This window comes from Ligilactobacillus aviarius subsp. aviarius DSM 20655 (assembly GCF_001436315.1).
GTDB classification, from domain to species: domain Bacteria; phylum Bacillota; class Bacilli; order Lactobacillales; family Lactobacillaceae; genus Ligilactobacillus; species Ligilactobacillus aviarius.
In genome coordinates, this window is the sequence record NZ_AYZA01000024.1 from 61,598 (window position 1) to 83,977 (window position 22,380).

The 22,380-nt window shown below is 40.5% G+C and carries 25 protein-coding genes; 21 read left to right on the forward strand and 4 right to left on the reverse strand.

Translation table 11 applies throughout. From position 1 onward, the window contains the following. Positions 1-4: 4 nt before the first annotated feature. Positions 5-295: a hypothetical protein gene (locus tag FC33_RS07075; RefSeq protein ID WP_057827896.1), complete on the reverse strand. Its 291-nt coding sequence runs from the start codon at positions 293-295 to the stop codon at positions 5-7. Between the two features lie 129 nt (positions 296-424). Between FC33_RS07075 and FC33_RS07080 the strand changes: the two genes are divergently transcribed. The 12 genes from FC33_RS07080 (at position 425) to FC33_RS07135 (ending at position 12,602) form a co-directional block, all read left to right on the forward strand. Continuing rightward, entirely contained in the window at positions 425-1,882 is a 1,458-nt protein-coding gene (locus tag FC33_RS07080) for an NCS2 family permease (RefSeq protein ID WP_057827897.1), read from the forward strand. A gap of 122 nt (positions 1,883-2,004) precedes the next feature. Next, positions 2,005-2,955 (forward strand): ribonuclease Z, encoded by a 951-nt coding sequence (rnz, locus tag FC33_RS07085; protein WP_057827898.1) that lies wholly within the window; start codon positions 2,005-2,007, stop codon positions 2,953-2,955. Continuing rightward, positions 2,955-3,764, forward strand: a complete 810-nt coding sequence (locus FC33_RS07090) for an SDR family NAD(P)-dependent oxidoreductase (RefSeq protein WP_057827899.1) — start codon at positions 2,955-2,957, stop codon at positions 3,762-3,764. The genes rnz and FC33_RS07090 overlap by 1 nt, the downstream gene beginning before the upstream one ends. Positions 3,765-3,791: 27 nt before the next feature. Further along, positions 3,792-4,076, forward strand: coding sequence for a lipopolysaccharide assembly protein LapA domain-containing protein (locus tag FC33_RS07095; RefSeq protein WP_057827900.1), 285 nt, complete (start codon positions 3,792-3,794; stop codon positions 4,074-4,076). 3 nt (positions 4,077-4,079) lie between these two features. Beyond that, positions 4,080-6,407: a single-stranded-DNA-specific exonuclease RecJ gene (gene recJ, locus FC33_RS07100; RefSeq protein WP_081037080.1), complete on the forward strand. Its 2,328-nt coding sequence runs from the start codon at positions 4,080-4,082 to the stop codon at positions 6,405-6,407. A gap of 25 nt (positions 6,408-6,432) precedes the next feature. Next, on the forward strand, positions 6,433-6,951 hold the full coding sequence (locus tag FC33_RS07105; RefSeq protein ID WP_057827901.1) for an adenine phosphoribosyltransferase: 519 nt from the start codon (positions 6,433-6,435) through the stop codon (positions 6,949-6,951). Between the two features lie 85 nt (positions 6,952-7,036). Then, the gene (locus FC33_RS07110; RefSeq protein ID WP_057827902.1) at positions 7,037-7,186 is read left to right on the forward strand and encodes a teichoic acid D-Ala incorporation-associated protein DltX; all 150 of its coding nucleotides are present in this window, start codon (positions 7,037-7,039) and stop codon (positions 7,184-7,186) included. 17 nt (positions 7,187-7,203) lie between these two features. Next, positions 7,204-8,739: a D-alanine--poly(phosphoribitol) ligase subunit DltA gene (gene dltA / locus FC33_RS07115; protein ID WP_057827903.1), complete on the forward strand. Its 1,536-nt coding sequence runs from the start codon at positions 7,204-7,206 to the stop codon at positions 8,737-8,739. Continuing rightward, the gene (dltB, locus tag FC33_RS07120; protein WP_057827904.1) at positions 8,736-9,935 is read left to right on the forward strand and encodes a D-alanyl-lipoteichoic acid biosynthesis protein DltB; all 1,200 of its coding nucleotides are present in this window, start codon (positions 8,736-8,738) and stop codon (positions 9,933-9,935) included. Before dltA ends, dltB begins: the two co-directional genes overlap by 4 nt. Before the next feature lie 28 nt (positions 9,936-9,963). After that, positions 9,964-10,194, forward strand: a complete 231-nt coding sequence (gene dltC / locus FC33_RS07125) for a D-alanine--poly(phosphoribitol) ligase subunit 2 (protein ID WP_057827905.1) — start codon at positions 9,964-9,966, stop codon at positions 10,192-10,194. Beyond that, complete coding sequence (dltD, locus tag FC33_RS07130; RefSeq protein WP_057827906.1) at positions 10,194-11,480, forward strand: D-alanyl-lipoteichoic acid biosynthesis protein DltD; 1,287 nt, start codon at positions 10,194-10,196, stop codon at positions 11,478-11,480. Before dltC ends, dltD begins: the two co-directional genes overlap by 1 nt. An 81-nt stretch (positions 11,481-11,561) precedes the next feature. Beyond that, positions 11,562-12,602: a serine hydrolase domain-containing protein gene (locus tag FC33_RS07135; RefSeq protein WP_057827907.1), complete on the forward strand. Its 1,041-nt coding sequence runs from the start codon at positions 11,562-11,564 to the stop codon at positions 12,600-12,602. A gap of 146 nt (positions 12,603-12,748) precedes the next feature. On the opposite strand, the gene FC33_RS07140 is transcribed toward FC33_RS07135, so the two are convergent. Both FC33_RS07140 and FC33_RS07145 read right to left on the reverse strand, forming a co-directional pair. Further along, on the reverse strand, positions 12,749-13,651 hold the full coding sequence (locus tag FC33_RS07140) for an FAD:protein FMN transferase (protein ID WP_057827908.1): 903 nt from the start codon (positions 13,649-13,651) through the stop codon (positions 12,749-12,751). Positions 13,652-13,665: 14 nt separating this feature from the next. Next, entirely contained in the window at positions 13,666-14,223 is a 558-nt protein-coding gene (locus tag FC33_RS07145; protein ID WP_057827909.1) for a hypothetical protein, read from the reverse strand. A 169-nt stretch (positions 14,224-14,392) separates the two neighbouring features. Here FC33_RS07145 and FC33_RS07150 point away from each other — a divergent pair, with 169 nt between their 5' ends. From FC33_RS07150 to FC33_RS07175, 6 genes are all read left to right on the forward strand, one after another. Continuing rightward, entirely contained in the window at positions 14,393-16,471 is a 2,079-nt protein-coding gene (locus FC33_RS07150) for a peptidoglycan D,D-transpeptidase FtsI family protein (RefSeq protein ID WP_081037081.1), read from the forward strand. Positions 16,472-16,657: 186 nt separating this feature from the next. Next, positions 16,658-16,807, forward strand: coding sequence for a 50S ribosomal protein L33 (rpmG, locus tag FC33_RS07155; protein ID WP_057827910.1), 150 nt, complete (start codon positions 16,658-16,660; stop codon positions 16,805-16,807). Between the two features lie 120 nt (positions 16,808-16,927). Further along, positions 16,928-17,587 carry a rhomboid family intramembrane serine protease gene (locus FC33_RS07160; RefSeq protein ID WP_057827911.1) on the forward strand — a complete coding sequence of 220 codons (660 nt, stop codon included), beginning with the start codon at positions 16,928-16,930 and terminating at the stop codon, positions 17,585-17,587. Between the two features lie 15 nt (positions 17,588-17,602). Further along, the gene (locus FC33_RS07165) at positions 17,603-17,821 is read left to right on the forward strand and encodes a YqgQ family protein (protein ID WP_057827912.1); all 219 of its coding nucleotides are present in this window, start codon (positions 17,603-17,605) and stop codon (positions 17,819-17,821) included. A gap of 10 nt (positions 17,822-17,831) precedes the next feature. After that, positions 17,832-18,794: an ROK family glucokinase gene (locus FC33_RS07170; protein ID WP_057827913.1), complete on the forward strand. Its 963-nt coding sequence runs from the start codon at positions 17,832-17,834 to the stop codon at positions 18,792-18,794. Positions 18,795-18,822: 28 nt separating this feature from the next. Then, complete coding sequence (locus tag FC33_RS07175; RefSeq protein ID WP_235803910.1) at positions 18,823-19,239, forward strand: rhodanese-like domain-containing protein; 417 nt, start codon at positions 18,823-18,825, stop codon at positions 19,237-19,239. A gap of 153 nt (positions 19,240-19,392) precedes the next feature. Here the strand turns inward: FC33_RS07175 and FC33_RS08230 are convergent, their stop codons facing one another. Continuing rightward, entirely contained in the window at positions 19,393-19,569 is a 177-nt protein-coding gene (locus tag FC33_RS08230; protein ID WP_064485250.1) for a DUF3042 family protein, read from the reverse strand. 129 nt (positions 19,570-19,698) lie between these two features. On the opposite strand from FC33_RS08230, the gene miaA reads away from it, so the two are divergent. The 3 genes from miaA to FC33_RS07190 all read left to right on the forward strand — a co-directional run bounded on the left by miaA (position 19,699) and on the right by FC33_RS07190 (position 22,362). Beyond that, positions 19,699-20,631 (forward strand): tRNA (adenosine(37)-N6)-dimethylallyltransferase MiaA, encoded by a 933-nt coding sequence (miaA, locus tag FC33_RS07180; RefSeq protein WP_057827914.1) that lies wholly within the window; start codon positions 19,699-19,701, stop codon positions 20,629-20,631. Further along, positions 20,631-21,893 (forward strand): methionine gamma-lyase family protein, encoded by a 1,263-nt coding sequence (locus FC33_RS07185; protein ID WP_057827915.1) that lies wholly within the window; start codon positions 20,631-20,633, stop codon positions 21,891-21,893. The genes miaA and FC33_RS07185 overlap by 1 nt, the downstream gene beginning before the upstream one ends. Before the next feature lie 79 nt (positions 21,894-21,972). Beyond that, the gene (locus tag FC33_RS07190) at positions 21,973-22,362 is read left to right on the forward strand and encodes a MerR family transcriptional regulator (protein ID WP_057827916.1); all 390 of its coding nucleotides are present in this window, start codon (positions 21,973-21,975) and stop codon (positions 22,360-22,362) included. The last annotated feature ends 18 nt before the right edge of the window (positions 22,363-22,380 follow it).

A 22,380-nucleotide genomic window follows, 5' to 3' on the forward strand; every position in this document is an offset into this window, starting at 1 on the left:
CAATTTATGAAAATAAAATTTTGGATTGGTCAACGATCCGAAAGCCAAAGAGCGGGAATTTTTTTCCGCTTTTTGTTTTGATCAAAATCTTAACGTCGGCATTCAGCGCGTTCGCAATCACTTCCAGGGCTTTAAATTGAAGCGGATGATCATGATAAGGCAGAAGATAAAGAACGTTGGTCTGCTTATCAAAATCAAAATCGGAAATTGCGACTGCATGCGCTTCATTTTCCCAGTAACATTGGTATTGAGGATTGAATCCTTGAGTTGCTTCGCGAAATGTTTGAATTCTCATTTTAAACTCCTTTGTTCGTTATAAGATGAATATTTGTATTAAAAATAATTTTTTATTGATGATTATCTTTTAACCCCGAATAATTTCTGCTATAATGCAGGTAATTTATTTTGAAAGAGGGATTGATTGATGACACGCTTTTTTAAACTGAAAGAAAATCAGACAAGCGTCTCAACCGAAATTACTGCAGGGTTAACTACCTTTTTTGCAATGTCGTATATTCTTTTTGTTGCTCCGAACATCCTTGGCAAGACCGGGATGCCAACGCAAGGAATCTTTTTAGCAACAATTATTGCGTCAGTTGTTAGTACCTTGATCATGGCCTTGTTTGCCAATGTTCCATACGTTCAAGCTCCTGGATTGGGACTGGCAACGTTCTTTACGTACACCGTTGTTTTACAACTTGGTTTTAGTTGGCAGGAGGCCTTAGCGCTGGTCTTTCTTTGCGGGGTGATCAACGTTACGATCACGTTGACCAAGATTCGGAAGATGATCATCAAGTCAATTCCTGAAGTTTTGCAACACGCCATCAGTGGTGGGATTGGAATGTTTGTTGCCTATATCGGAATTAAAAATGCGGGTTTTCTTAAGTTTACCACTGATTCAAGCGATATTTTAACAGTTAACAATCATCCATTCAATCAAGCAACGACTCACTTTTCGCACGGAATTCAATCAATTGTTTCGGGAAGCGGAATTACTCCGGCATTGATCAACTTTAATCAAGCAGGGGCATTGGTTGCTTTGATCGGGTTATTGATCATGGCATTCTTAATGATCAAGAATGTGCGTGGTGGAATTTTGATTGGAATTATTTTAACGACGTTAATTGGAATTCCATTTGGGGTCACGCATTTAAGTCTTGCTCATGCCCCATCATTAGCCGAATCATTTAAAGAGCTTGGGGTAACGATGGGAGCTGCGTTTGGCCCGCACGGAATGGTGGCATTATTTGACCATCCAGGCCGGCTATTGTTAGCCATTATGACAATTTTTGCGTTCTCATTGACTGATATTTTTGATACGATTGGAACCTTTATTGGAACGGGGAAAAAATCAGGAATTTTCTCTCAAGCCGATGAAGAAGAATTCTTTAACGGAAAGGGATTCAAATCAAAGATGGACCGGTCATTGTTCTCAGATGCTGCCGGTTCGATTGTGGCTGCAATTTGCGGAACATCAAACGTTACGACCTTTGTTGAAAGTGCATCCGGAATCGGCGCGGGTGGTCGAACCGGATTAACAAGTTTGACCGCCGCCGTAATGTTTGCTTTGAGTAGTTTATTGGCTCCGGTAATTGCAATTATCCCAACTCAAGCAACGGCACCAGCATTGATCATTGTTGGGATCATGATGATGAGTTCGTTTAAGGATATTAACTGGTCAAACCTTGAAGATGCGATCCCCGCATTCTTTGCATCCGTCTTTATGGCGATTTGTTACAGCATCTCATACGGAATTGCTGCCGGGTTCATCTTCTACTTGTTAGTTAAGATTTGCAAGAAAAAATTCAACGAAATTCATCCAATGCTTGTGATCTGCACAATTCTCTTTATTTTGAATTTTGTTGTTTTAGCATTTATTTAACTTTAAAATGCATTTTGTATTTTAGATTGAATGATAGTAAAATTAATATCGGTATAGTAGTTCACTAATTATAGTGGACTATTATTTTTTGAGAGAAATAAAAAATAGATAGGGTCGATTTCATGGAACTTGAATTTTTAGGAACCAGTGCAGGATCGCCATCGAAATTTCGAAACGTGACGGCACTAGCGTTGAAATTGCTTGATGAAATTAATGAAGTTTGGCTTTTTGATGTCGGCGAAGGAACCCAACACCAAATTTTGCGAACGACGATTCGTCCCCGGAAAGTAACGAAGATTTTTATTACTCATCTTCACGGTGATCATATTTTCGGCCTTCCAGGTTTTTTAAGCAGCCGTTCATTTCAGGGAGCAGAAGCAGCAACTCCGCTGACGATTTACGGTCCGCGGGGAATCAAACAATTTGTTGAAACTTCAATGCGGGTTTCGCAAACCCATTTAGCATATCCAATCAAATACGTTGAGCTTGATGACGAAGAGGGGGTTCTCTTCGAAAATGATCGGTTTAAGGTTTCTTATGCCGGCCTTGATCATCGAATCAAATGTGTCGGCTATCGGGTCGAAGAAAAGGATTATCCGGGCGAATTGATGGTCGAAAAATTGCAGGAAGTCGGTGTTCGACCAGGACCGATTTACGGGCAAATCAAGGCGGGCCAAGTTGTCACGCTTGATGATGGAACGCAGTTAAACGGCAAAGACTTTATTGGTGCCCCGAAAAAGGGCCGGACAGTTGCAATCTTAGGTGATACCCGAAAGACGGCTGGAATTGATAAGCTGGCGCTCAATGCGGATGTTCTTGTTCATGAAAGTACTTTTGGAAAGGGCGAAGCAAAGCTTGCACGCAATTACTACCATTCAACATGTATTCAAGCAGCTCAAACTGCTCAGCGGGATCACGTTAAGAAATTGTTATTGACCCACATTTCAGCCCGGTATGTCGGATCAATGGTTAAGAAATTACAGGCGGATGCCCGGGAGATTTTCCCGAATACATGGGTTGTCCGGGATTTTGATACGTATAATGTTCCTTTTCCAGAAAGAAGGGAAAAATAATGAGTGGATATCGTGATTTAAAAAATTTAGAGAACCGGGTCGTTTTGGTGACCGGGGCTTCATCAGGGCTTGGCGAACAAATCGCTTACCAGTTAGCCCAAAAAGGAGCCGTCGTGGTTGCCTGCGCCCGCAATTTAGATCGATTAAAAGAAGTTGCCAAAGCATGTGCTGAATTTCGCGGTAAGAAGGCATATGCCGTTCAGATGGATGTGGCTGATCCAGACCGAATTGAAAAGGTCGTTCAGCAGGTTGAAAATGAGGTCGGCTCAATTGATGTTCTAGTAAACGATGCGGGCTTTGGCTTAATGCAAAATGCCCTTGATTTTGATATGCAGGTTGCGGAAAAGATGTTCCGGGTCAATGTTTTAGGAACGATCTACTTATCGAAATTTACTGCTTTACAAATGGCAGCGCGCAAACGCGGGGCAATCATTAACATTGCTTCAATGGCAGGAAAGATTGCAACCCCGAAATCGTCCGTTTATTCGGCAACGAAGGCCGCAGTTTTAGGGTATTCAGATGCTTTACGGCTCGAATTGAAGCCGCTTGGAATTAGCGTAATGACGGTTAATCCCGGGCCAACTCGAACGAAATTCTTCGATAAAGCTGATGAAAGTGGTAATTACTTGGAAAAAATCAACGGCATTGTTTTAAATCCAGAATTGGTTGCTGAAAAGATCGTTCATTCAATTGGAACTGCGAAACGGGAACTTAACCTTCCATTTTTCTTTAATATTGCAAATGTTGGTTATACCCTGTTTCCGCGGCTGGGCGACTTTTTGGCAGCGGGGATCTTTAATCAAAAGTAAGTCGGTTAATATTTAGGAGAGGTTAGATTGAAAAAGAAATTAAGTTTGATTGGAGTTATTGTCTTACTGTTAGTTGTGGCAATTTTTTCAATCTCAAATATGCAAAGTGTTTCAGTAAACTTTTTTGTGGCCAAGGTTAAAATTCCCCTTGTGATTTTAATCATCATTTCAATTTTAATTGGAGTGATCATTGCGATGCTGTTCTCAGTATCCTCATCATTTAAGCACAAGAAGCAAATCAAGAACTTGAACAGTCAAGTGAAAGATTTACAGGAACAGGTTGCAGGAAAGTCAGAAAACAAAGAGGAATAAGATTTGATTACTTCAAATTATGATTGGAAAATGGCGGTTTCCAAGCTTGATGATCAGCAAATCAATGAGCTTGCTCAAACCTTGCATCATTCGCCGTTGCTGATTAAAATTTTAGCTCAGCGCGGAATGGAAACCGCAAATCAAATTAAAGATTTTTTAGAGCCGCAGGGCCAGCATGTTCACGATCCGTATTTGCTTTATGATATGGAAAAGGCAATTGATCGGATTCAACAGGCGATTATTGAAAATCAGAAAATTTTTATTTATGGCGACTATGATGCTGACGGAATTACCAGTACGGCTGTAATGTATGAAACCCTGCTTCAGTTGGGAGCAGATGTTCAATATTTTGTTCCCGACCGGTTTAAAGATGGGTATGGCCCGAATTTAGCAGAATATCAAAATCTTGAAGCGCAGGGAATGCAATTGCTGATCACCGTTGATAATGGAGTTTCCGGATATGATGAGGTTCAATATTTGATGGAGAAGGGCATTGATGTCATCATCACGGATCATCATGAATTACCGGAAAAACTTCCGCCGGCATATGCAATCGTGCATCCAATGCATCCGAAGGGCAATTACCCGTTTAAAGGCCTTGCCGGCGTTGGGGTTGCGTTTAAAGTTGCATGTGCTCTCCTTGACGATATTCCGCAAGAAGAGCTTGATTTGGTTGCAATTGGGACGGTTGCGGATGTAATGTCGCTGACGGATGAGAACCGGGATTTGGTTTCATTTGGAATTGAAGAACTGAAAACAACAATGCGTCCGGGGTTAAGCGCGTTGCTTGAAGTTACGAAAACCAAGCCGGATGAAATTGACAGCGATACGATTGGATTTACCATTGCACCCCGGCTCAATTCGCTTGGAAGACTTGAAAATGCCACGCAAGGGGTAAAATTACTGACAACGCTTGATGAAAGTGAAGCTGCTCAATTAGCACAGCATACCCATGATTTAAATCAGCGACGCCAAGACTTGGTTGCAACCATCACCAAGGAAGCTGAGCAGATTTTAAAGCAGACTGAGCAATCGCATTTAGTAAATGTGATTGCTGGTCAAAACTGGCATGAAGGTGTCCTCGGAATTGTTGCAAGTCGGATCACGGAGGAAACGAAGCGGCCGACGATCGTTTTAACGTTGACTGAAGACGATTTGTATAAAGGCTCAGGCCGGTCAGTTGAGGGATTTAATCTTTTTGATGCATTTGATTCGCACCGGAAATTATTTGAAAGTTTCGGCGGGCATGCGCAAGCGTGCGGCCTTTCAATCAAGCCGGATAATCTCGCCGGTTTTCAAGTGATTGCCGATCAAGAAGCAGAAAATCAACATTTTAACGGCAATGAGCGCCCAGTGCTTGAAATCAATGAAGAACTTCCAGCCGCTTCAATTTCGCTTGATTTGATCAATGAATTGAATTTATTAGCGCCATTTGGATGTGATAATCCGCGGCCGGTGTTTAAGATTACCGGGATCCAAAATCCCCAGTTAAAGGTTATGGGTGATCAGGGCCAGCATTTTCGAATTAACTTTCAAAGCGGTCATGGCAGCTTAGCCGGAGTGAAGTTTAACGCTTCTCCGACAGAAGTTCACCAACTGCAAGCTGACCCCCTTGATGGAGTTGAAATTGCCGGTGAATTAACGGTAAACCGGTGGCAAGGCCGGACGACTCCGCAAATTCAAATTTGTGATTTGAAGACCGAAGCTGAAAATGAAATCAGCTCAAAGGTAAAGGTGATCGATCACCGCTTTACAAGTTCGCCGAATAAATTTAATTCAGAATTTGTATACGGCTTTTTCAATTTGAAATTATTGAAGCGGGTTGCAGCTCAGGTAGCCCCCAACATTAAATTGATTTCGTTGACTGATCAGATGCCGATCGTAGGTGACACGTTAGTAATCGTTGACTGCCCGCCATCGATTTCAGCATTTGAAAGTTTAGTTGACCGGTTGCAAGTCAAGCAGATTGTATTAAAATGTTATACGCAACATAATATTGCTTCCAAGCCATTGCCAAGTCGACAGGATTTTGGAAAACTATATCGTTTTACAAGTACGCATCACGATATTGATTTAAGAAAAGATTTAGAAAAGTTAGCAAATTATTTGAATTTTGACAAAGAATCACTTGTTTTCATGATTCAGGTGTTTTCTGAGGCTAAATTTGTTAAAATTAAGAATGGTCTGTTAACCGGAACACCATCCAATCAACGAATTGAATTGACCAGGACAAAGCGTTATCAAGCACGCGTTGCCGAAATACAGGCGCAACAATTATTTTTAAATTCAAAAACGGCGGATTTGCTAAAGCGATTGAATTTAACAATATAAGTATTTTGATTTAAGGAGAAACATAATGACATTAGATTTACATGATTATGTGGCAAGTATCCCAGATTACCCTGAAAAGGGTGTATTATTCCGTGACATTTCACCATTGATGGCTGATGGTGAAGCTTATCACCAAGCAACTGATCAAATCGTTCAGTTTGCTCGCGATAAAGGAGTTGAAATGATTGTTGGACCTGAAGCCCGGGGATTCATCGTTGGTTGCCCGGTTGCATTCGAATTAGGGGTCGGCTTTGCACCTGCCCGGAAAAAAGGTAAATTACCGCGGGAAACCGTTAAGGCTGAATATTCACTTGAATATGGAAAATCAGCGCTTTACATGCACAAGGATGCAATCAAGCCGGGTCAAAAGGTTTTAGTTACCGATGATCTTTTGGCAACCGGCGGAACGATCAGTGCAACGATCGACTTGGTTGAACAATTAGGCGGAATCGTTGTTGGATGTGCATTCATTATTGAGTTAAAGGATCTTCATGGTCGCGATAAAATTAAAGGTTATGATATGTTAAGTTTAATGGAATATTAAAATTGATTTATCCTGATTGATATATCTTTATTTTTTAAATCATTTAGGATATAATCGTGGCAATGTTGAAGCAAGGAGGATTGCGATGAAAGAGAAGTTGCGTGCATTCTGGCAAAAAGATTGGGTCCGTTTCATTGCACGGACTGTCTTTTACTTTGTCGTTTTGTTTGCTCTAGTATACATGTTCAGTTACAGTGGACTTACACAGCCACACTTTATTTATAACGAATTTTAAACAGGAGAGATGTTGAGATGGAAGCAAATTTGATTGCTCAAATTGACCAGTTTGCAGTTAACCATCCGGATAAGGCTGCTTACGATTACCTTGGGACCGAAAATACCTATGGTGATCTGAAGAAGTATTCGGATGCACTTGCAGACTATATTTTAAAAATGGATTTGCCAGCAAAAGCACCGATTGTAGTATTTGGGGGACAAACTTTTGAAATGATCGCAGCTTTTTTAGGAGTTGTTAAATCAGGTCATTCATACGTTCCAGTCGATGTTAATTCATCGTTATCACGGTTGGAATCAATCAATGAGATTGGGAAACCGGCACTGTATATTCAAGTTGAAGATTTACCAGCTGATATGCCGGCGGTTAAATCAATCACCAAGGCAGAGTTAAATGATATTTATACTCACGGTGAATTTTCAGATGAAATTAATTCAACATCATTTGTTGATGGGGATGATACGTTCTATATCATCTTTACGTCTGGAACAACAGGGAAACCTAAGGGCGTTCAAATTAGCCACGATAATTTGAAGAGTTATGTTAACTGGATGCATTCCGATGACTTTGGAATTAAAGCCGATGGAATCTGCCTTTCACAAGCGCCATACTCGTTTGACCTTTCAGTTATGGATTTATATCCAACGTTAACAGCGGGTGGCAAACTTGCAGTTTTGCCAAAGAAGACAACGGATAACTTTAAGGAATTGTTTGAAGTTTTACCACAACTGCACATCAACGAATGGGTTTCAACCCCATCATTTATGGATATTTGCTTGCTTCAACCGACGTTTGATGAAAAGCACATGCCTGAATTAAGTCATTTCTTGTTCTGCGGGGAAGAATTAACTCACAGTACGGCAGCTAACTTAAAGAAACGTTTCCCACATGCGCGGATCTTTAACACGTACGGGCCAACGGAAACAACCGTTGCGGTTACTCAAGTGGAAATTACGGATGAAGTTTTGGCAAATTACAAGCGGTTGCCAATTGGAACGCCTAAAGACGATACCCGAATCATCCTGGTTGATGACGAAGTTCACCAAGTTGGTGATCATGACGAAGGTGAAATCGTAATTGCTGGTCCGAGCGTCTCAAAGGGATATATCAATAACCCTGAAAAGACAGCTAAGGCGTTCTTAGAAATTGAAGGCACACCGGCATACCGGACAGGTGATTTAGGTCAATTTGATGAAAATGGCCAGTTGCTTTATAAAGGACGGATTGACTTCCAAGTTAAGGTTCACGGTTTCCGGATCGAATTGGAAGATGTTGATCACCATTTAGGTCAAGTTAGTTTGATTTCTCAAGCAACAACCGTTCCAAAATATGATAAAAACCACAAAGTCAGTCAATTAATTGCTTACATTGTTCCTGAAGACAATGATTACGAAGATGAGTTCAAGTTGACTCAGGCAATTAAGAAAGAACTTCAGGAAATCATGATGGCTTATATGATGCCACAACGTTTTGTTTACGTTGATTCATTACCATTAACTCCGAATGGAAAAATTGACCGCAAATCATTAATGAAAGAGGTTAATAACGAATGATCAATATTCAACCGTATCAAAATCCTGAATATTTCATTCTCTTAGTAATTGGATTGCTTCCAATTATGATTGGATTATTGTATGGCCGGCGTTTTAGAACTTATGAAACATTGATTTCAATTGCGTTCTTAGTTCTGACGTTTGGCGGGGTCAAGTGGCATCAAGGAATCGCGCTGATCGGTTATGTAGTCTTTGAATTACTGTTGATTGCCTGGTATTTCAATTACCGTCAAAAGCATAATAAGTCGTGGGTCTTTTGTTTAGCGGTTATTTTAGCCATTGTTCCGCTTGTGATCGTTAAGCTGACACCGCTTTTTGACTTTAATAAAGAATCAATTTTTGGTTTCTTAGGAATCAGTTATTTAACCTTTAAGGTTGTTGGAATGATTATGGAAATTCGGGATGGGATGATCAAAGAATTTCATCCATGGACCACATTGCAATTTATCATTTTCTTCCCAACCATTTCATCTGGCCCGATTGACCGGTATCGGCGGTTTAAGAAAGATTATGACAATATTCCGGATCGTGAAAAGTATGTTAAAATGCTTGAAAAAGCAGTCCACTATCTTTTCCTCGGATTTATGTATAAGTTTGTTCTCGCATACTTCTTTGGCCAATACTTGATGCCAAAGGTTGATGCGTTGGCAATTGCCCATGGCGGATGGTCAATTTGGGTATTCTTGCACGGCTACGTTTACGCGATGGACCTGTTCTTCGACTTTGCCGGATACAGTCTGTTTGCCGTTGCAACCAGTTATGTAATGGGAATTGAAACCCCGATGAACTTCAACAAACCATGGATTTCACACAACGTAAAGGATTTCTGGAATAGATGGCACATGACGCTTTCATTCTGGTTCCGTGATTACATCTACATGCGGTTAGTTTTCTTTATGATGAAGAAGAAATGGTTAAAGAGCCGGATTGCAATGGCAAATATCGGTTACTTAACGTTATTCTTGATCATGGGCTTCTGGCATGGTGAAACATGGTACTACATTGCATATGGATTATTCCAAGCAATTGCAATGATTGTCTGTGATGCATGGCAACGGTTCAAGAAGAAGCACCGGGACATGATTCCACACAACAAGTTTACCGAAGCATTTGCGATTTTCTTAACGTTTAACGTGATGTGCTTCAGTCTCTTGATTTTCTCAGGATTCCTAAATACAATGTTTTTTGTACACTAATTAATAATTAAAAAGTGAGGTTTTAACAATGAAAGATCAAATTTTAGATATTTTAGCTGATATTACAGGTAGCGATGAAGTTAAGAAGGATTTAGACGTTAACATTTTTGAAACAGGACTTTTAGATTCAATGGGAACAGTTCAATTGTTACTTGAATTCCAAAACCAACTTGGCGTTGATGTCCCAGTTTCAGAATTTGATCGTTCTGAATGGGACACACCAAACAAAATTATTGCGAAAGTTGAAAGCATGAAATAATGAAATTAAAAAAGAAACTGTTTGAGATCTTTGGACCAGTTGTTTGTGCAGCTGTAATCTTAATTGCGATTTTAGTTTCACCTTTTAATTTCCGAAGCTTTAATTCGAAGACGATTCGTGAAGCAGCGGTTTCCCAATCAACCAATATTTTTAAGGGAACTGTTGTTAAGCAAAAGGCGCTTGAAGAAGGTTATGTTCCGTTCATGGGTTCATCTGAATTATCACGGATGGATCCGATGCACCCGTCAGTTTTGGCTCAAAAGTATGACCGGAATTACCGGCCATTCCTTTTAGGGGCTGCGGGTTCGCAATCCTTATCTCAATTCTGGGGAATGCAAGGAATCAATAATCAGCTTAAGGGCAAAAAGGTTGTCTTTATTATTTCACCGCAATGGTTTGTTAAACGCGGAATCAACAAAAATGCCTTTGCATTGTATTATTCAAATTTACAAGCCGTAACATGGTTAAAGACAGCAAAAAATACTTTGATGGATCGTTATGCTGCACGGCGCCTGCTTGATATGCCGTCATCGCATTCTGATAAGATGATTGAACAGTGCTTATTACAGGTCGCAGCTGGTCAAAAGTTGAATAAGGCTGAAAAAGTATACTTAGATTTGAAGTACAATGAATTGATTCATGAAGATCAGTTATTCTCAACGATTGGAATGAACGATCGGGTTGCCAAAATTGATCGCGAAGCAAGTAAGTTGCCTCGGCAATACAACTATCAAAAGTTGGATTCACTTGCTTATCAATTAGGGGCAAAGAATACGACAAATAATCCATTCCGGGTTGATAATGCCTTTTGGAATAAGCGGTTAAAGAGCCAAGTTTCAAAATTGCATGGCGAACAAGCTAAATTCGATTACGTTTCATCACCTGAATTTGGTGATTTCCAATTGGTTTTGAACCAATTCGCAAAAGATCATACCAATGTTTTGTTTGTTATTCCGCCAATTAATGCACGGTGGGCTAAGTATACTGGTTTAAGAATGTCAATGATCAATGACTTTAATCAAAAGATCAAGTATCAATTGCAGAAACAAGGATTCAATAACATTGTTGATTTAACCAACGATGGGAAAGAACCATACTTTATGCAAGATACGATTCATCTTGGATGGCGCGGATGGTTGAAGATGGACCAAGCAGTTGATCCGTTCTTATCAAATGATCAACCGGCACCGGAATATCATATTGACAATTACTTCTACAATAAGAATTGGCAAATGATGCAAGGCAAGAAATTAAAACAATATTTGCAAACTCATCAAGCAAATTAAAACGGTGAGGCTGTAACTTGAGTTACAGCCTCATTTTTTATAACATAGAAACTATCAGAATAATGGTAAGGAAGATTATCTTTGAAACGTAAATTCTTTGTGAAAGTAATTTTCGGAATTCTCTTAACATTTCTACTTTTGAATTTCGGTCATTGTAATGCTGCCGCGGTCAATGATTCACCGGTTGCTAAACGCGATGCCGTTAACAGTCTCTTAAAAAATAATAAGGTCAACGGTGTCGTTTTATTTGGTGATTTGGCAACGAATCCGACCGTGGTTGAATGTAACCAGCCTGGAATGAAACAAAATGACGTGATTACGGCTATGGGGCTATATCCAATTGCGTCATTGCAAAAGGTTTATACGGGAATTGCAATTCAAAAATTGATCGATGAGGGGAAATTATCACTGAATACTAAAATCAGTCAATTTTATCCATCCATTCCCAATGCGTCAAAAATCACCATTGAGAATTTGTTGACCCACCGTTCAGGGATTAAAGATCGGGCAAGTGGCCCAACTGATTTATTGAAAAATCAAAAAGCCCAAATGAAATTTGCCCAGAAGAATCTTGATTCAACGGGGAAGACCGGTGCTTGGAACTATTCGAACAGTGATTATGCATTGCTTGCCGGCATCATTTCGAAAGTTACGGGGCAAAGTTATGAAAAGTATTTATCAACGAATCTCTTCAAACCGAATAGTTTAAAAAACATCAAGTTTTATAATCAGGTAACGAATGCTTCGCAAATTACGAACGCGAAGGGACCGGGAAATGCGCAAAACAATCATTTAAATTTCGAAGAATTGAAAACCGGAATGTCTGGCGAACTTGGGGCCGGCGAGGTGTTCAGCAGCGCGCAAGATTACTGGAACTTTATTAGCGGCTTAGTTGCAGGAAAATATGTGCCATTAAATAATATCATTTCAAACCCATATAATTATTATGATGGGGTTTACCTTGGAGATGGCATTATTCACGCTGACGGTTCAATTAATGGCTACCAAAGCTGTTTTATTGCTAATTATCGAACGAATCAGGCATTTATCTTCTTTTCAAATAATATTACGTTCGGGCAGATGTTGAATTTGCGGGAACAGTTATCAAATATTTGTTTATAAATGACAAGAGGTTGTGATACAAATCGCAACCTCTTTGCTATATCCGCATAATCGGGTTTCAAAACAAACGAGCTGAGTAGAAGTTCGAAAATCTTCGAATCTATGCTGACGCGATTCGTTCGTTTTGATGTTTTGTCACACCTTCTTTATTTAAGAATTCGAATTTCATGATTTTGATACACAAAAACGGCTGCCATAAAATGGCGGTCTTTTTTTAATTCGTCAACTGGAGTTTCAGGATTAAAAAACAAACGCGTCGATTCAATTTCGCCCCAAACTGACTGATCGGTAAAGACCGTTACCCCCATTAGCTGCGTTTTTAATGGGTACCCAGTCCGAGGATTAAGAATATGATGGTAAAAGTGGTGGTTTTCCGTAAAATTGCGTTCATAAATTCCGGAAGTGACCGCGGAACATGCTGGCATTCGAACCACTCGCAGAGCCTTTCCCCGGGGATTCCACGGATCTTGAATTCCAATCCGCCATTTTTGATCAGGGTGCAACGAACTGTTTCCAATTGTTAACAGATTTCCGCCAAGGTCAATGATTCCCGTTCGAACCCCGAAGGCTGCCCAAAGATCTTTGAGCCGGTCAGCGATGTAGCCTTTTGCGATCCCGCCAAGATCGAGTTGCATGCCAGCTTGTTGAAGGCCAATTAGGTTGGGGGCCTTGGTCGTAATTTCTTGCGGATCGATCTGGTGTAATAATTGGCGAATTCGGGTTGCGTCAGGCCGATGGGCGTTTTCAAATCCAACGTTCCATTCTTTAACTAGCGGGCCAATTGCCGCATTGAATCCCCATGATTTAAGACTGATTTTTTGGGCAAGGCTGACGAGATCAAACGTTGGGGTTGAAACTTCAATCATTTTTTGACCCGCGGCACGATTTATCCGGCTGATTTCAGAATCCGGCAGATAGATTGAAAATAATTTCTCATAGTAATCGATTAACTTTTTACTAGGAGCGAAAACTTGCTGATCAAACGAACTGAAAACGGTCAGCGTGATTTTGGTTCCTAAAGCTTTAAAGTGGGTTTGATACTTTGGCATTACTAACACCTACTTTATAACTCAGATGCGCCAGAAATGGCATCGCTGTCGTCGTCAGTATTAATATCGATCAGATCCTGTTCAATTTCCTGCCGGTACGTTTCGGATGACTGATCATGGTAGTGGAAATCATGATCTGGTTGCGTGGATTTTTGAAATTCAGATTCAATAAAACCGCCGTACCGGTATTTTTTAATGATTTCAGTAATGTTTTCACTGATTTGTAAACAGCCAAGATATTGCTGGTTTTCGTCATAAATTGCAATGAAGGTCAGGTTATAGTATTCTTCCTTGACCTTTAATGCCCGCGAGATTTTTGAATTTTTTCCGTGTTTTAATTTTTCAAGAAAATCAAAGGTCGCAGGCATCGTTTTAAAAAATAAATGGGATGAGATTCGCTGATTAAGTTTTAAATCCGGATCGAGCGGATGAATGATCAATTTGATGCGGCCGGCAGAATTAATAAAAAGGACTTCGAAAGGAAGCGCCTTTAAGAGATTGACCAGTTCGCTGATCTTTAAATTTCCATTTTCAAAAAAGAGGGTATCGTTTTTAATAAATGTCTTCTTCATAATTTCTCCATAAAAATCTATAATTTGATTACCTTATTTAGATGGTTCGATTTGCTAATTTGTGATACCATGTATTAGGTATAGTTCAGCATTATCATATGCTGATTAAGCAGGAATTTCAATCAATGTTATTTTAATTGATTTAGTAATTAAGTGACGGTGAAATCTTTTGAAAATTTTTAAAAAACAACATAAATTATCAAAGAGTAATCGAAATGGACATAAAGCAGACAGTATTCCGTTTCGGTTAAATTTTTTATTCGTAATTGTGTTCTTACTTTTTGCGGCATTGATTATTCAATTGGCCCATTTACAAATCATTGATGGGAAAAAGTATGTTTACGATGCTTCAAACAGTAACATGCAGACTGAAACCAAAGATATGCCGCGGGGAATGATCTATGATTCTTCAGGTAAATTGCTGGTTTCAAATGATGCAGCAACGGCAATTACGTATACAAAGCCGCTTTCAGTTACATCCCAAGAAATGTATGACGTTGCGAATAATTTAACAAAGTATATCAGCGTTGATACGTCACAGTTAACTGAAAACATGAAGCAGGCATATTATCTTGGAAGCACGGCAAATGCGGAAAAGGTTCAAAAACATATTAAGGATGCCAACTCATTAAGCGGTTCTGCTCTTTATAAACAAGAAATGGCATACGTTAAGGATCATGGCTTGGTCAACAATCTTACTCCGCAACAGCAACAAGCTGCCGTTTTGTACAATAAGATGGATGGGGCATATTCGCTTTCAACCGTAATGTTAAAAGCCAATGGTGTTTCAGCCGTTGAAATGGCTCAGGTTGGGGCGCATTTATCTCAGTTGCCTGGAGTTAAGATCGGAACCAGCTGGTCACGCAGTTATCCTGGCGGAGATTCGATCAAGGAAATTGCAGGGACGGTAACAACTGAAAAGCAGGGGTTGCCAAGTGATAAGTTGAACATCTTGCTTGCAGAAGGTTACTCACGGAATGACAGTGTTGGTTCAAGCTACATTGAATCACAATATGAAGATGCCTTGAAGGGCGACAGTGAGATCATTAAGGTTGAAACCCAAAACAATAAGATCAAGAAGGAAATCAAACAATATGGCGGGAAGCCAGGGGATGATATCCAATTAACGATCAATGCGCAGTTCCAAAATGATGTTCAGAATATCATGAAGAACTCGCTTCAAAGCGTTGCGGGTGGAAACCCATATGTTCCAGGAGCCTATGCCGTTGTTATGAATCCACATACCGGTGCGGTTTATGCGCTTGCGGGGGTAAGTCGTGATATTCAAACCGGAAAGATTACCGATAACGCAATCGGAGCAATTAACCAAACCTTTGTAATGGGATCAGTTGTAAAGGGTGCAATGGTAATGGGAGCTCTTCAAGATGGGGTAATTACACCAACGAATAACACCCTTGAAGAACAACCAATTAAATTAGCCGGAACGGCACCGAAGACATCGTGGTTTAATAAGAGCGGTTCAGCTAACATGCCGTTAACAGCACCTGAAGCCCTGGAAGTTTCATCAAACACGTATATGATGCAGCTTGCAATGCTTGAAGCCGGACTCAAATATACACCAGGAATGTCATTAGCAAGTATGTCGCCATCGATTTTCACTAAGATGCGGGATAACTTTAATCAGTTTGGATTAGGGATTAAGACCGGCATTGATCTTCCGGGCGAATCAGCCGGATTTGAAGGGCCTTCAGCCAAGGCTGATATTGGGAAAGCACTTGACCTTTCATTCGGGAACTACGATTCATATACAACATTGCAATTGGCACAGTACATCTCAACCATTGCGAATGGCGGTTACCGGTTGCAGCCCCACGTCTTAGATTCGATCCATGATAATGGAAAAGACGGCAAGATGGGCAAGACAATCTATCAATTTATGCCAAACATCTTGAATGTTGTTCCAGGAACAGCCGCTCAGTGGGATGTCGTTAAGAAGGGGCTTTACCTGGTAATGCACGGGAATAACCCATACGTTACTGGGAAGTACTTGAATGGCGTTAAACCAGAAATTGCCGGGAAGACCGGGACAGCTCAGACGTATTACAAGAATAATCCGACTGAAACGTTAAGTGGGGTAAGTTACGCTCCATACAATAATCCGCAAGTTGTTGTTGCGGTTGCGTTCCCTGGAATGGCGAATAATACCGAAAGTAAAGTTAACCTGGATGCAATCAAACAAATTTACGCAGCTTACTGGAAAGATGTTCAGTCAAGTGATGGATTTTAATTGAGAATCAAGCGAAAAGAAGGTGAATTGACCACCTTCTTTTTTTATCTTAAAAATCGTGTCAAGGAATTTTCCTTAACAATTAGTAAAAAACGGTAGCAATATCTTTTAAAAGATGATATTATATTAACGTTAAAGGTTTAAACACCTTATTAGACAGAATATGAAGAGTTGGAGGGTATATCGATGCGTGTTAATATTACATTAGAATGCACAGAATGTGGCGAACAAACATACTTAACAAACAAGAATAAGCGTCACAATCCAGATCGCTTAGAACTTAAGAAGTATTGCCCACGTTGTCGTAAAGCAACTTTACACCGTGAAACAAAATAACAACAGGAATTAAACCCTGTTGTTTTTCTTTTAAAACGCTCATCCCCTTAAAAAAGGGATGTTTTTTATCACATCCTGATGTAATCGGTGTCATTAGTGCTGTGATTGAAAGGAAAAAGCATGAGCAAGAAAAGACCAAAGATGACGATTATGTTAATTGTCATTAATATCGCGATGTATTTATTAATGACAGTTGCAGGCGGTTCAACGAATCCGAATATTTTAATTGAATTTGGTGCGAAAGATAATGCGTTAATTGCGGCGGGACAAATTTGGCGGTTATTTACGCCGATGTTTTTGCATATCGGGTTTCAACATATTGTACTGAATATGGTGACCCTTTACTTTTTAGGAATGCAAATCGAATATTTATTTGGCCCGTGGCGGTTCTTAGTTATTTATCTGGCAAGCGGAATTTGCGGGAACATTGCAAGCTTTGCATTTACTCCTGCGATTTCAGCGGGTGCAAGTACAGCATTGTTTGGCCTATTTGGCGCATACCTGATGCTTGGTGAATCATTTCGAGATGATCCGTATATTCGGACGATTGCAAAACAATTTTTAGTTTTAGTTGTTTTGAATCTGTTAAGCGATTTGACCGGATCAATTGATCTTTGGGGACATCTTGGTGGTCTAATAGGCGGTTTTTTATTAGGTTACGTTGTGGGTGCTCCTCAAATTGGAAAAGTTGAAACGCATAAAAGATGGCTGGCCCTAGTTGGTTTAGTTCTTCTGTTTACAGCAATTTTTGTCAGAGGAATGCATACTGCTACGGCTTAAGATGGGGATGTTATTTTGAAAAACTATTATGACGTTCAGCAGTTTTTAAAGCAGTTCGGCGTTTTTATCTACGTCGGCAAGCGGTTATGGGATATTGAATTAACGGCAATTGAACTGGACCACTTGTATAAAGCCGGTGTTGTTGATCAAAAGACGTACCTCAATGCCAAACTTATTTTGGACAAAGAGCATCGCGAGGAAGAAAAACGCGAAGCGGCGAAAAAAGACATTTAGGAGGAGCATTATGGATAAAAAATTAATTGGGGTTGACCTTGGCGGGACAACAATCAAATTTGCAATTACAACTGAAGATGGTGAAATTCAACAACGGTGGAGTATTGAAACCAATATTTTGGATGAAGGAAGCCACATTGTTCCCGATATCATTGAATCAATCAACCATCACCTTGAAATGTATGGAATGAAGCCAGAACAATTTATCGGAATTGGAATGGGAACTCCCGGAACAGTTGACCTTGAAAAGGGAACGGTTGTTGGAGCATACAATTTGAACTGGAAGACTGTTCAAAACGTTAAGGAAGAAATCGAAAAAGGCACAAACATCAAGTTTGCGGTTGATAACGATGCCAACGTTGCAGCCCTTGGCGAACGGTGGAAGGGTGCCGGCGAGAATGCCGACGATGTTGTCTTTATTACGTTAGGAACCGGTGTTGGTGGCGGAATCATTACCAACGGAAAACTTGTTCACGGAATGGGTGCCGGCGGTGAAGTTGGTCACATGAACGTTCACCCAGGCGGTTACTTATGTACATGCGGAAACCGTGGTTGTCTTGAAGCTTATGCGTCAGCAACTGGGGTTGTTCGGGTTGCTCGTGACATGGCTGAAGAATATGCCGGCAATTCAAAACTTAAACAATTAACTGATGATGGCGAAGAAGTTACATCAAAACTAGTCTTTGATTTAGCTAAAGAAAATGATCCATTGGCTAAAATGGTCGTTGACCGGGTATGCAACTACTTAGGGTTGGCTTGTGCTAACTTTGCAAGTATCTTGAATCCAAGTGCAATCGTAATTGGCGGGGGCGTTTCAGCTGCTGGTCAATTCTTGCTTGATCAAGTTCAAAACTACTTTAATGAATATGCATTCCCAACCGTTAAGAGCTCAACTGAAATCAAGTTAGCTCAATTAGGAAATGAAGCCGGCGTAATTGGAGCTGCTTCATTAGCATTGAAGTTTAAGGACTAAGATTATTTGGTTATTTTGAAAGGAGCCAATTGAATTGCTTTTAGGAAAAGCCCACTCTGTTTTATTTTGGGTCGATATGATTTTAATTATCATTTTGTTATGGATGGTAATTAATCAAGTTGTAATTTTTATTCGTAGTCGGCGGGCAGCCAAAATCGTCGATAACGAAGAATTCAAGAAGGCAATGCACCACGCTCAAGTTATTGATGTTCGCGAAGAAGATTCATTTAAAGCTGGTCATATCTTAGGTGCGCGGAATATTCCGTTTTCGCAATTTAAGATGTACATTGGTGGTATTCGGAAGGACATGCCGGTTTACTTGTATGAACAAGGAAAGGCCCTTGCTCTTCGGTGTGCGATCATGCTGAAAAAGGAAGGCTTTGATAAGATCTTCGTTCTTAAAGGCGGATACAATAAGTGGGACGGAAAAAAGAAGAAAAACTAAAAAGAAGGTGTGACAAAACAATAAAAACGAGCGAATCGCGCAGCGTAAATTCGGAGGTTTTCGAACTTCACTAGCTTCGCGTCGTAGCTCGTTTGTTTTGGAACCCGATAAAAAAGGCTGAGATCGAAATCCCAGCTTTTTTTATTACCTTGATTAACGTTGATGAGCTGAACGACTCTTCCGAAGAGCACGACGACGGTGTTCTTCTAAGATTGCTTCACGTTCTTCCATTGGTTCAACAACTGTTTTCTTAAATGCATAAACGGCACCAGCAACAACGCCAACGGTTGTTACGATTCCAGTAAAGAATCCCTTACCAAATGATTTCATGGAAATTCCTCCTCAATTATTGGTATATTATCATTATGAATTAAATCGCCAAAAAATGCTAGGTAAAACTGTTAAAATTTAACTTGAATGATACAATTACAAGAGAAGTAAGGAGAAAGGAGTAGTAAAGTGGCGCAGAAGGTTTTAATGATCGTTGGGCCAACGGCGGTTGGAAAGACAACGTTATCAATTAAGCTGGCTCAAAAATTTAACGGCCAGGTTGTGTCGGGAGATTCAATGCAGGTTTATCAAAAGCTGGACATTGGGACTGCCAAGGTCACTCCTGAAGAAATGCAAGGAATTCCGCATTATTTATTGGATGAGATTCCAATTGATCAGCGTTTTTCGGTTGCCGATTTTATTGACCGGACTAAAAAAGCAATTTCAAAAATCGCGACTCAAGATGCGCTGCCAATGCTGGTTGGCGGGACCGGTTTCTATTTGCAGTCGCTTATTGATGACTTTCATTTTGGAAATGATCAATACCAGGATGACCATTTACGAAATCAACTTCATCAGTATGCCAAAGAACATGGGCAACAAGCACTGTGGGGCCGGCTTGATCAGATCGATCCGGTGGCAGCCGCTAAAATTCCGGTTACCAATGAACGCCGGGTAATTCGGGCATTGGAAGTTTTCGAAAAGACCGGTAAGAAGTTTTCGGTTCAAAGTGATCACGCCAATGATGCTTATGACTTTTTGATCATCGGGTTAAATACGGAACGAGCGGTATTGTATAAACGGATTAACCACCGCGTTGATCTGATGGTCAAGGACGGGGTACTTGATGAAGCCCACTATTTGTACGAAAATGGCGGAAGCAAATTACCGGCTGGAAAAGGAATTGGCTACAAAGAATTTTATCCGTATTTTGAACATCAGGCTTCGCTTGAAGAATGTATTGCAAAAGTCAAACAGAATTCGCGGCATTATGCTAAACGGCAATTAACCTGGTTTCGCAATAAGATGGATGTTCACTGGTTTGATCTTGTTCAAAACTTTGACACGGACTATCCGCGAATTATTGAATTAGTTGAAAAATGGTTAAAGGAGAAAAAATAATGGAAAAATGGATTGAAAAGTTTCCGCAGGATTTACAACAAAAGGTTGCTGAAGTTGATCAAATGATTGCGCCGCAATTGGCAGCAGTTGATGAAACGGTTTTGTATAACCAACAACGGATTTTAGATTTGTACCGCAAACACCATGTGGCTGAAGAAGACCTCGTTGGTTCAACGGGGTATGGGTATGATGATCTTGGCCGTGATAAACTGGAAGATATTTTCGCCGATTACTTTAAATGTGATGATGCCCTTGTGCGGCCGCAAATGGTTTCTGGAACGCATGCAATTTCAACGGCGTTATTTGCATCGTTAATGCCAGGCGATACTTTATATTACATGACAGGAATGCCGTATGATACGATCCAACAGGTAATTGGAATCGTCGGCGATAATCCGGGATCAATGAAGGAATACGGGATCAAGTTTGCCTATACCCCGCTTAAAGACGGCAAAATTGATTATGATGCAGTAGGGGCAAAGTTAAAGCAGGATAAATCGATCAAGGTCGTTGCCATTCAACGTTCACGCGGATATGCTACCCGGGATAGTTTTACGGTTGCTGAAATCAAAGAGATGATTGAATTTGTAAAGGCGATTGCTCCGGAAGCAATTATTTTCATCGATAACTGTTATGGTGAATTCACCGAAAAGGACGAACCGACATTTTACGGAGCGGACTTAATGGCCGGCTCAATGTATAAAAATGCCGGTGCGGGAGTGGCCAAATCAGGAGCCTTTTTGGTTGGCCGGCATGATTTGATCATGCGCGCATCATCACGCTTATTTGCACCGGGTCCTGGGAAAGGCGAAGGCGCAACGTATGGCTATCAACGTGATTTTTATCGCGGCTTTTTCCTTGCTCCGCATACAACGGGTGAAGCCGTTAAGGGGGCAATCTTTACCGCCGCATTGCTTGAAAAGATGGGGGCAGAAGTATCGCCGAAATGGGATGCTCCACGGACCGATCTGGTTCAAACGGTGATCTTCCATGAACGGGAAGCGATGATCAAATTCTGTGCAAGTATTCAGCATAATTCACCGTTAAATGCGTTTGTCGATCCGATTCCAAGTGAAATGGATAATTACGAAGATGAAATTATTATGGCATCCGGAAGCTTTGTTGAAGGTTCAACGATCGAATTATCAAGTGATGGGCCGTTGCGCGAACCGTATGCATTGTACATTCAAGGGGGATTATCATACGCTCACGTGAAGGTTGCAATTACCAATGCGGTAAACGAAACGTACTATAAAGCGTAAGATGTTATAAAATGTGACATAAGTTATTGACAGACTGATAGGTGATTGATATGATTGAACCAATGAGAGGAGGGTTGTTATGAAAGAAAAGGAACTACGTCGCTCCCTTGCTGTTCTTCCAATTGGAACGGTGATGAAGCTTACGGATTTAAGTGCTCGGCAAATTCGGTACTATGAAGAACAAGAATTGGTGATTCCCGAACGAAATGAAGGGAACCGCCGGATGTATTCATTAAACGATATTGATAAGTTGCTTGAAATTAAGGATTACCTTGCAGATGGGTATAATATGGCTTCAATTAAGAAGGTTTATGCTCAAAAGGCAGCCGAAGAAGAACGGCGGCGCGAAAAAATGGCTCAGTCTTTGTCAGATGACGCTGTTCGGAAAATTTTGCGCAATGACTTTGTCAACGCTGGTGGACTTAACCGGCATAGCAAACCTTCGATTCGTAACAATCGGACGCTCTAATTTATCAATTTTAAAAGG

What these genes read in the sequence shown, in the direction of transcription:
- FC33_RS07185 (WP_057827915.1), top strand. Translation starts at nt 20,631, where the DNA reads ATGGAAAAATGGATTGAAAAGTTTCCGCAGGATTTACAACAAAAGGTT.
- FC33_RS07075 (WP_057827896.1), bottom strand. Translation starts at nt 295, where the DNA reads ATGAGAATTCAAACATTTCGCGAAGCAACTCAAGGATTCAATCCTCAA.
- FC33_RS07140 (WP_057827908.1), bottom strand. Translation starts at nt 13,651, where the DNA reads ATGCCAAAGTATCAAACCCACTTTAAAGCTTTAGGAACCAAAATCACG.
- dltC (WP_057827905.1), top strand. Translation starts at nt 9,964, where the DNA reads ATGAAAGATCAAATTTTAGATATTTTAGCTGATATTACAGGTAGCGAT.
- FC33_RS08230 (WP_064485250.1), bottom strand. Translation starts at nt 19,569, where the DNA reads ATGAAATCATTTGGTAAGGGATTCTTTACTGGAATCGTAACAACCGTT.
- FC33_RS07105 (WP_057827901.1), top strand. Translation starts at nt 6,433, where the DNA reads ATGACATTAGATTTACATGATTATGTGGCAAGTATCCCAGATTACCCT.
- FC33_RS07110 (WP_057827902.1), top strand. Translation starts at nt 7,037, where the DNA reads ATGAAAGAGAAGTTGCGTGCATTCTGGCAAAAAGATTGGGTCCGTTTC.
- FC33_RS07160 (WP_057827911.1), top strand. Translation starts at nt 16,928, where the DNA reads ATGAGCAAGAAAAGACCAAAGATGACGATTATGTTAATTGTCATTAAT.
- dltB (WP_057827904.1), top strand. Translation starts at nt 8,736, where the DNA reads ATGATCAATATTCAACCGTATCAAAATCCTGAATATTTCATTCTCTTA.
- FC33_RS07190 (WP_057827916.1), top strand. Translation starts at nt 21,973, where the DNA reads ATGAAAGAAAAGGAACTACGTCGCTCCCTTGCTGTTCTTCCAATTGGA.
- FC33_RS07170 (WP_057827913.1), top strand. Translation starts at nt 17,832, where the DNA reads ATGGATAAAAAATTAATTGGGGTTGACCTTGGCGGGACAACAATCAAA.
- rpmG (WP_057827910.1), top strand. Translation starts at nt 16,658, where the DNA reads ATGCGTGTTAATATTACATTAGAATGCACAGAATGTGGCGAACAAACA.
- dltA (WP_057827903.1), top strand. Translation starts at nt 7,204, where the DNA reads ATGGAAGCAAATTTGATTGCTCAAATTGACCAGTTTGCAGTTAACCAT.
- FC33_RS07090 (WP_057827899.1), top strand. Translation starts at nt 2,955, where the DNA reads ATGAGTGGATATCGTGATTTAAAAAATTTAGAGAACCGGGTCGTTTTG.
- rnz (WP_057827898.1), top strand. Translation starts at nt 2,005, where the DNA reads ATGGAACTTGAATTTTTAGGAACCAGTGCAGGATCGCCATCGAAATTT.
- FC33_RS07080 (WP_057827897.1), top strand. Translation starts at nt 425, where the DNA reads ATGACACGCTTTTTTAAACTGAAAGAAAATCAGACAAGCGTCTCAACC.
- dltD (WP_057827906.1), top strand. Translation starts at nt 10,194, where the DNA reads ATGAAATTAAAAAAGAAACTGTTTGAGATCTTTGGACCAGTTGTTTGT.
- FC33_RS07145 (WP_057827909.1), bottom strand. Translation starts at nt 14,223, where the DNA reads ATGAAGAAGACATTTATTAAAAACGATACCCTCTTTTTTGAAAATGGA.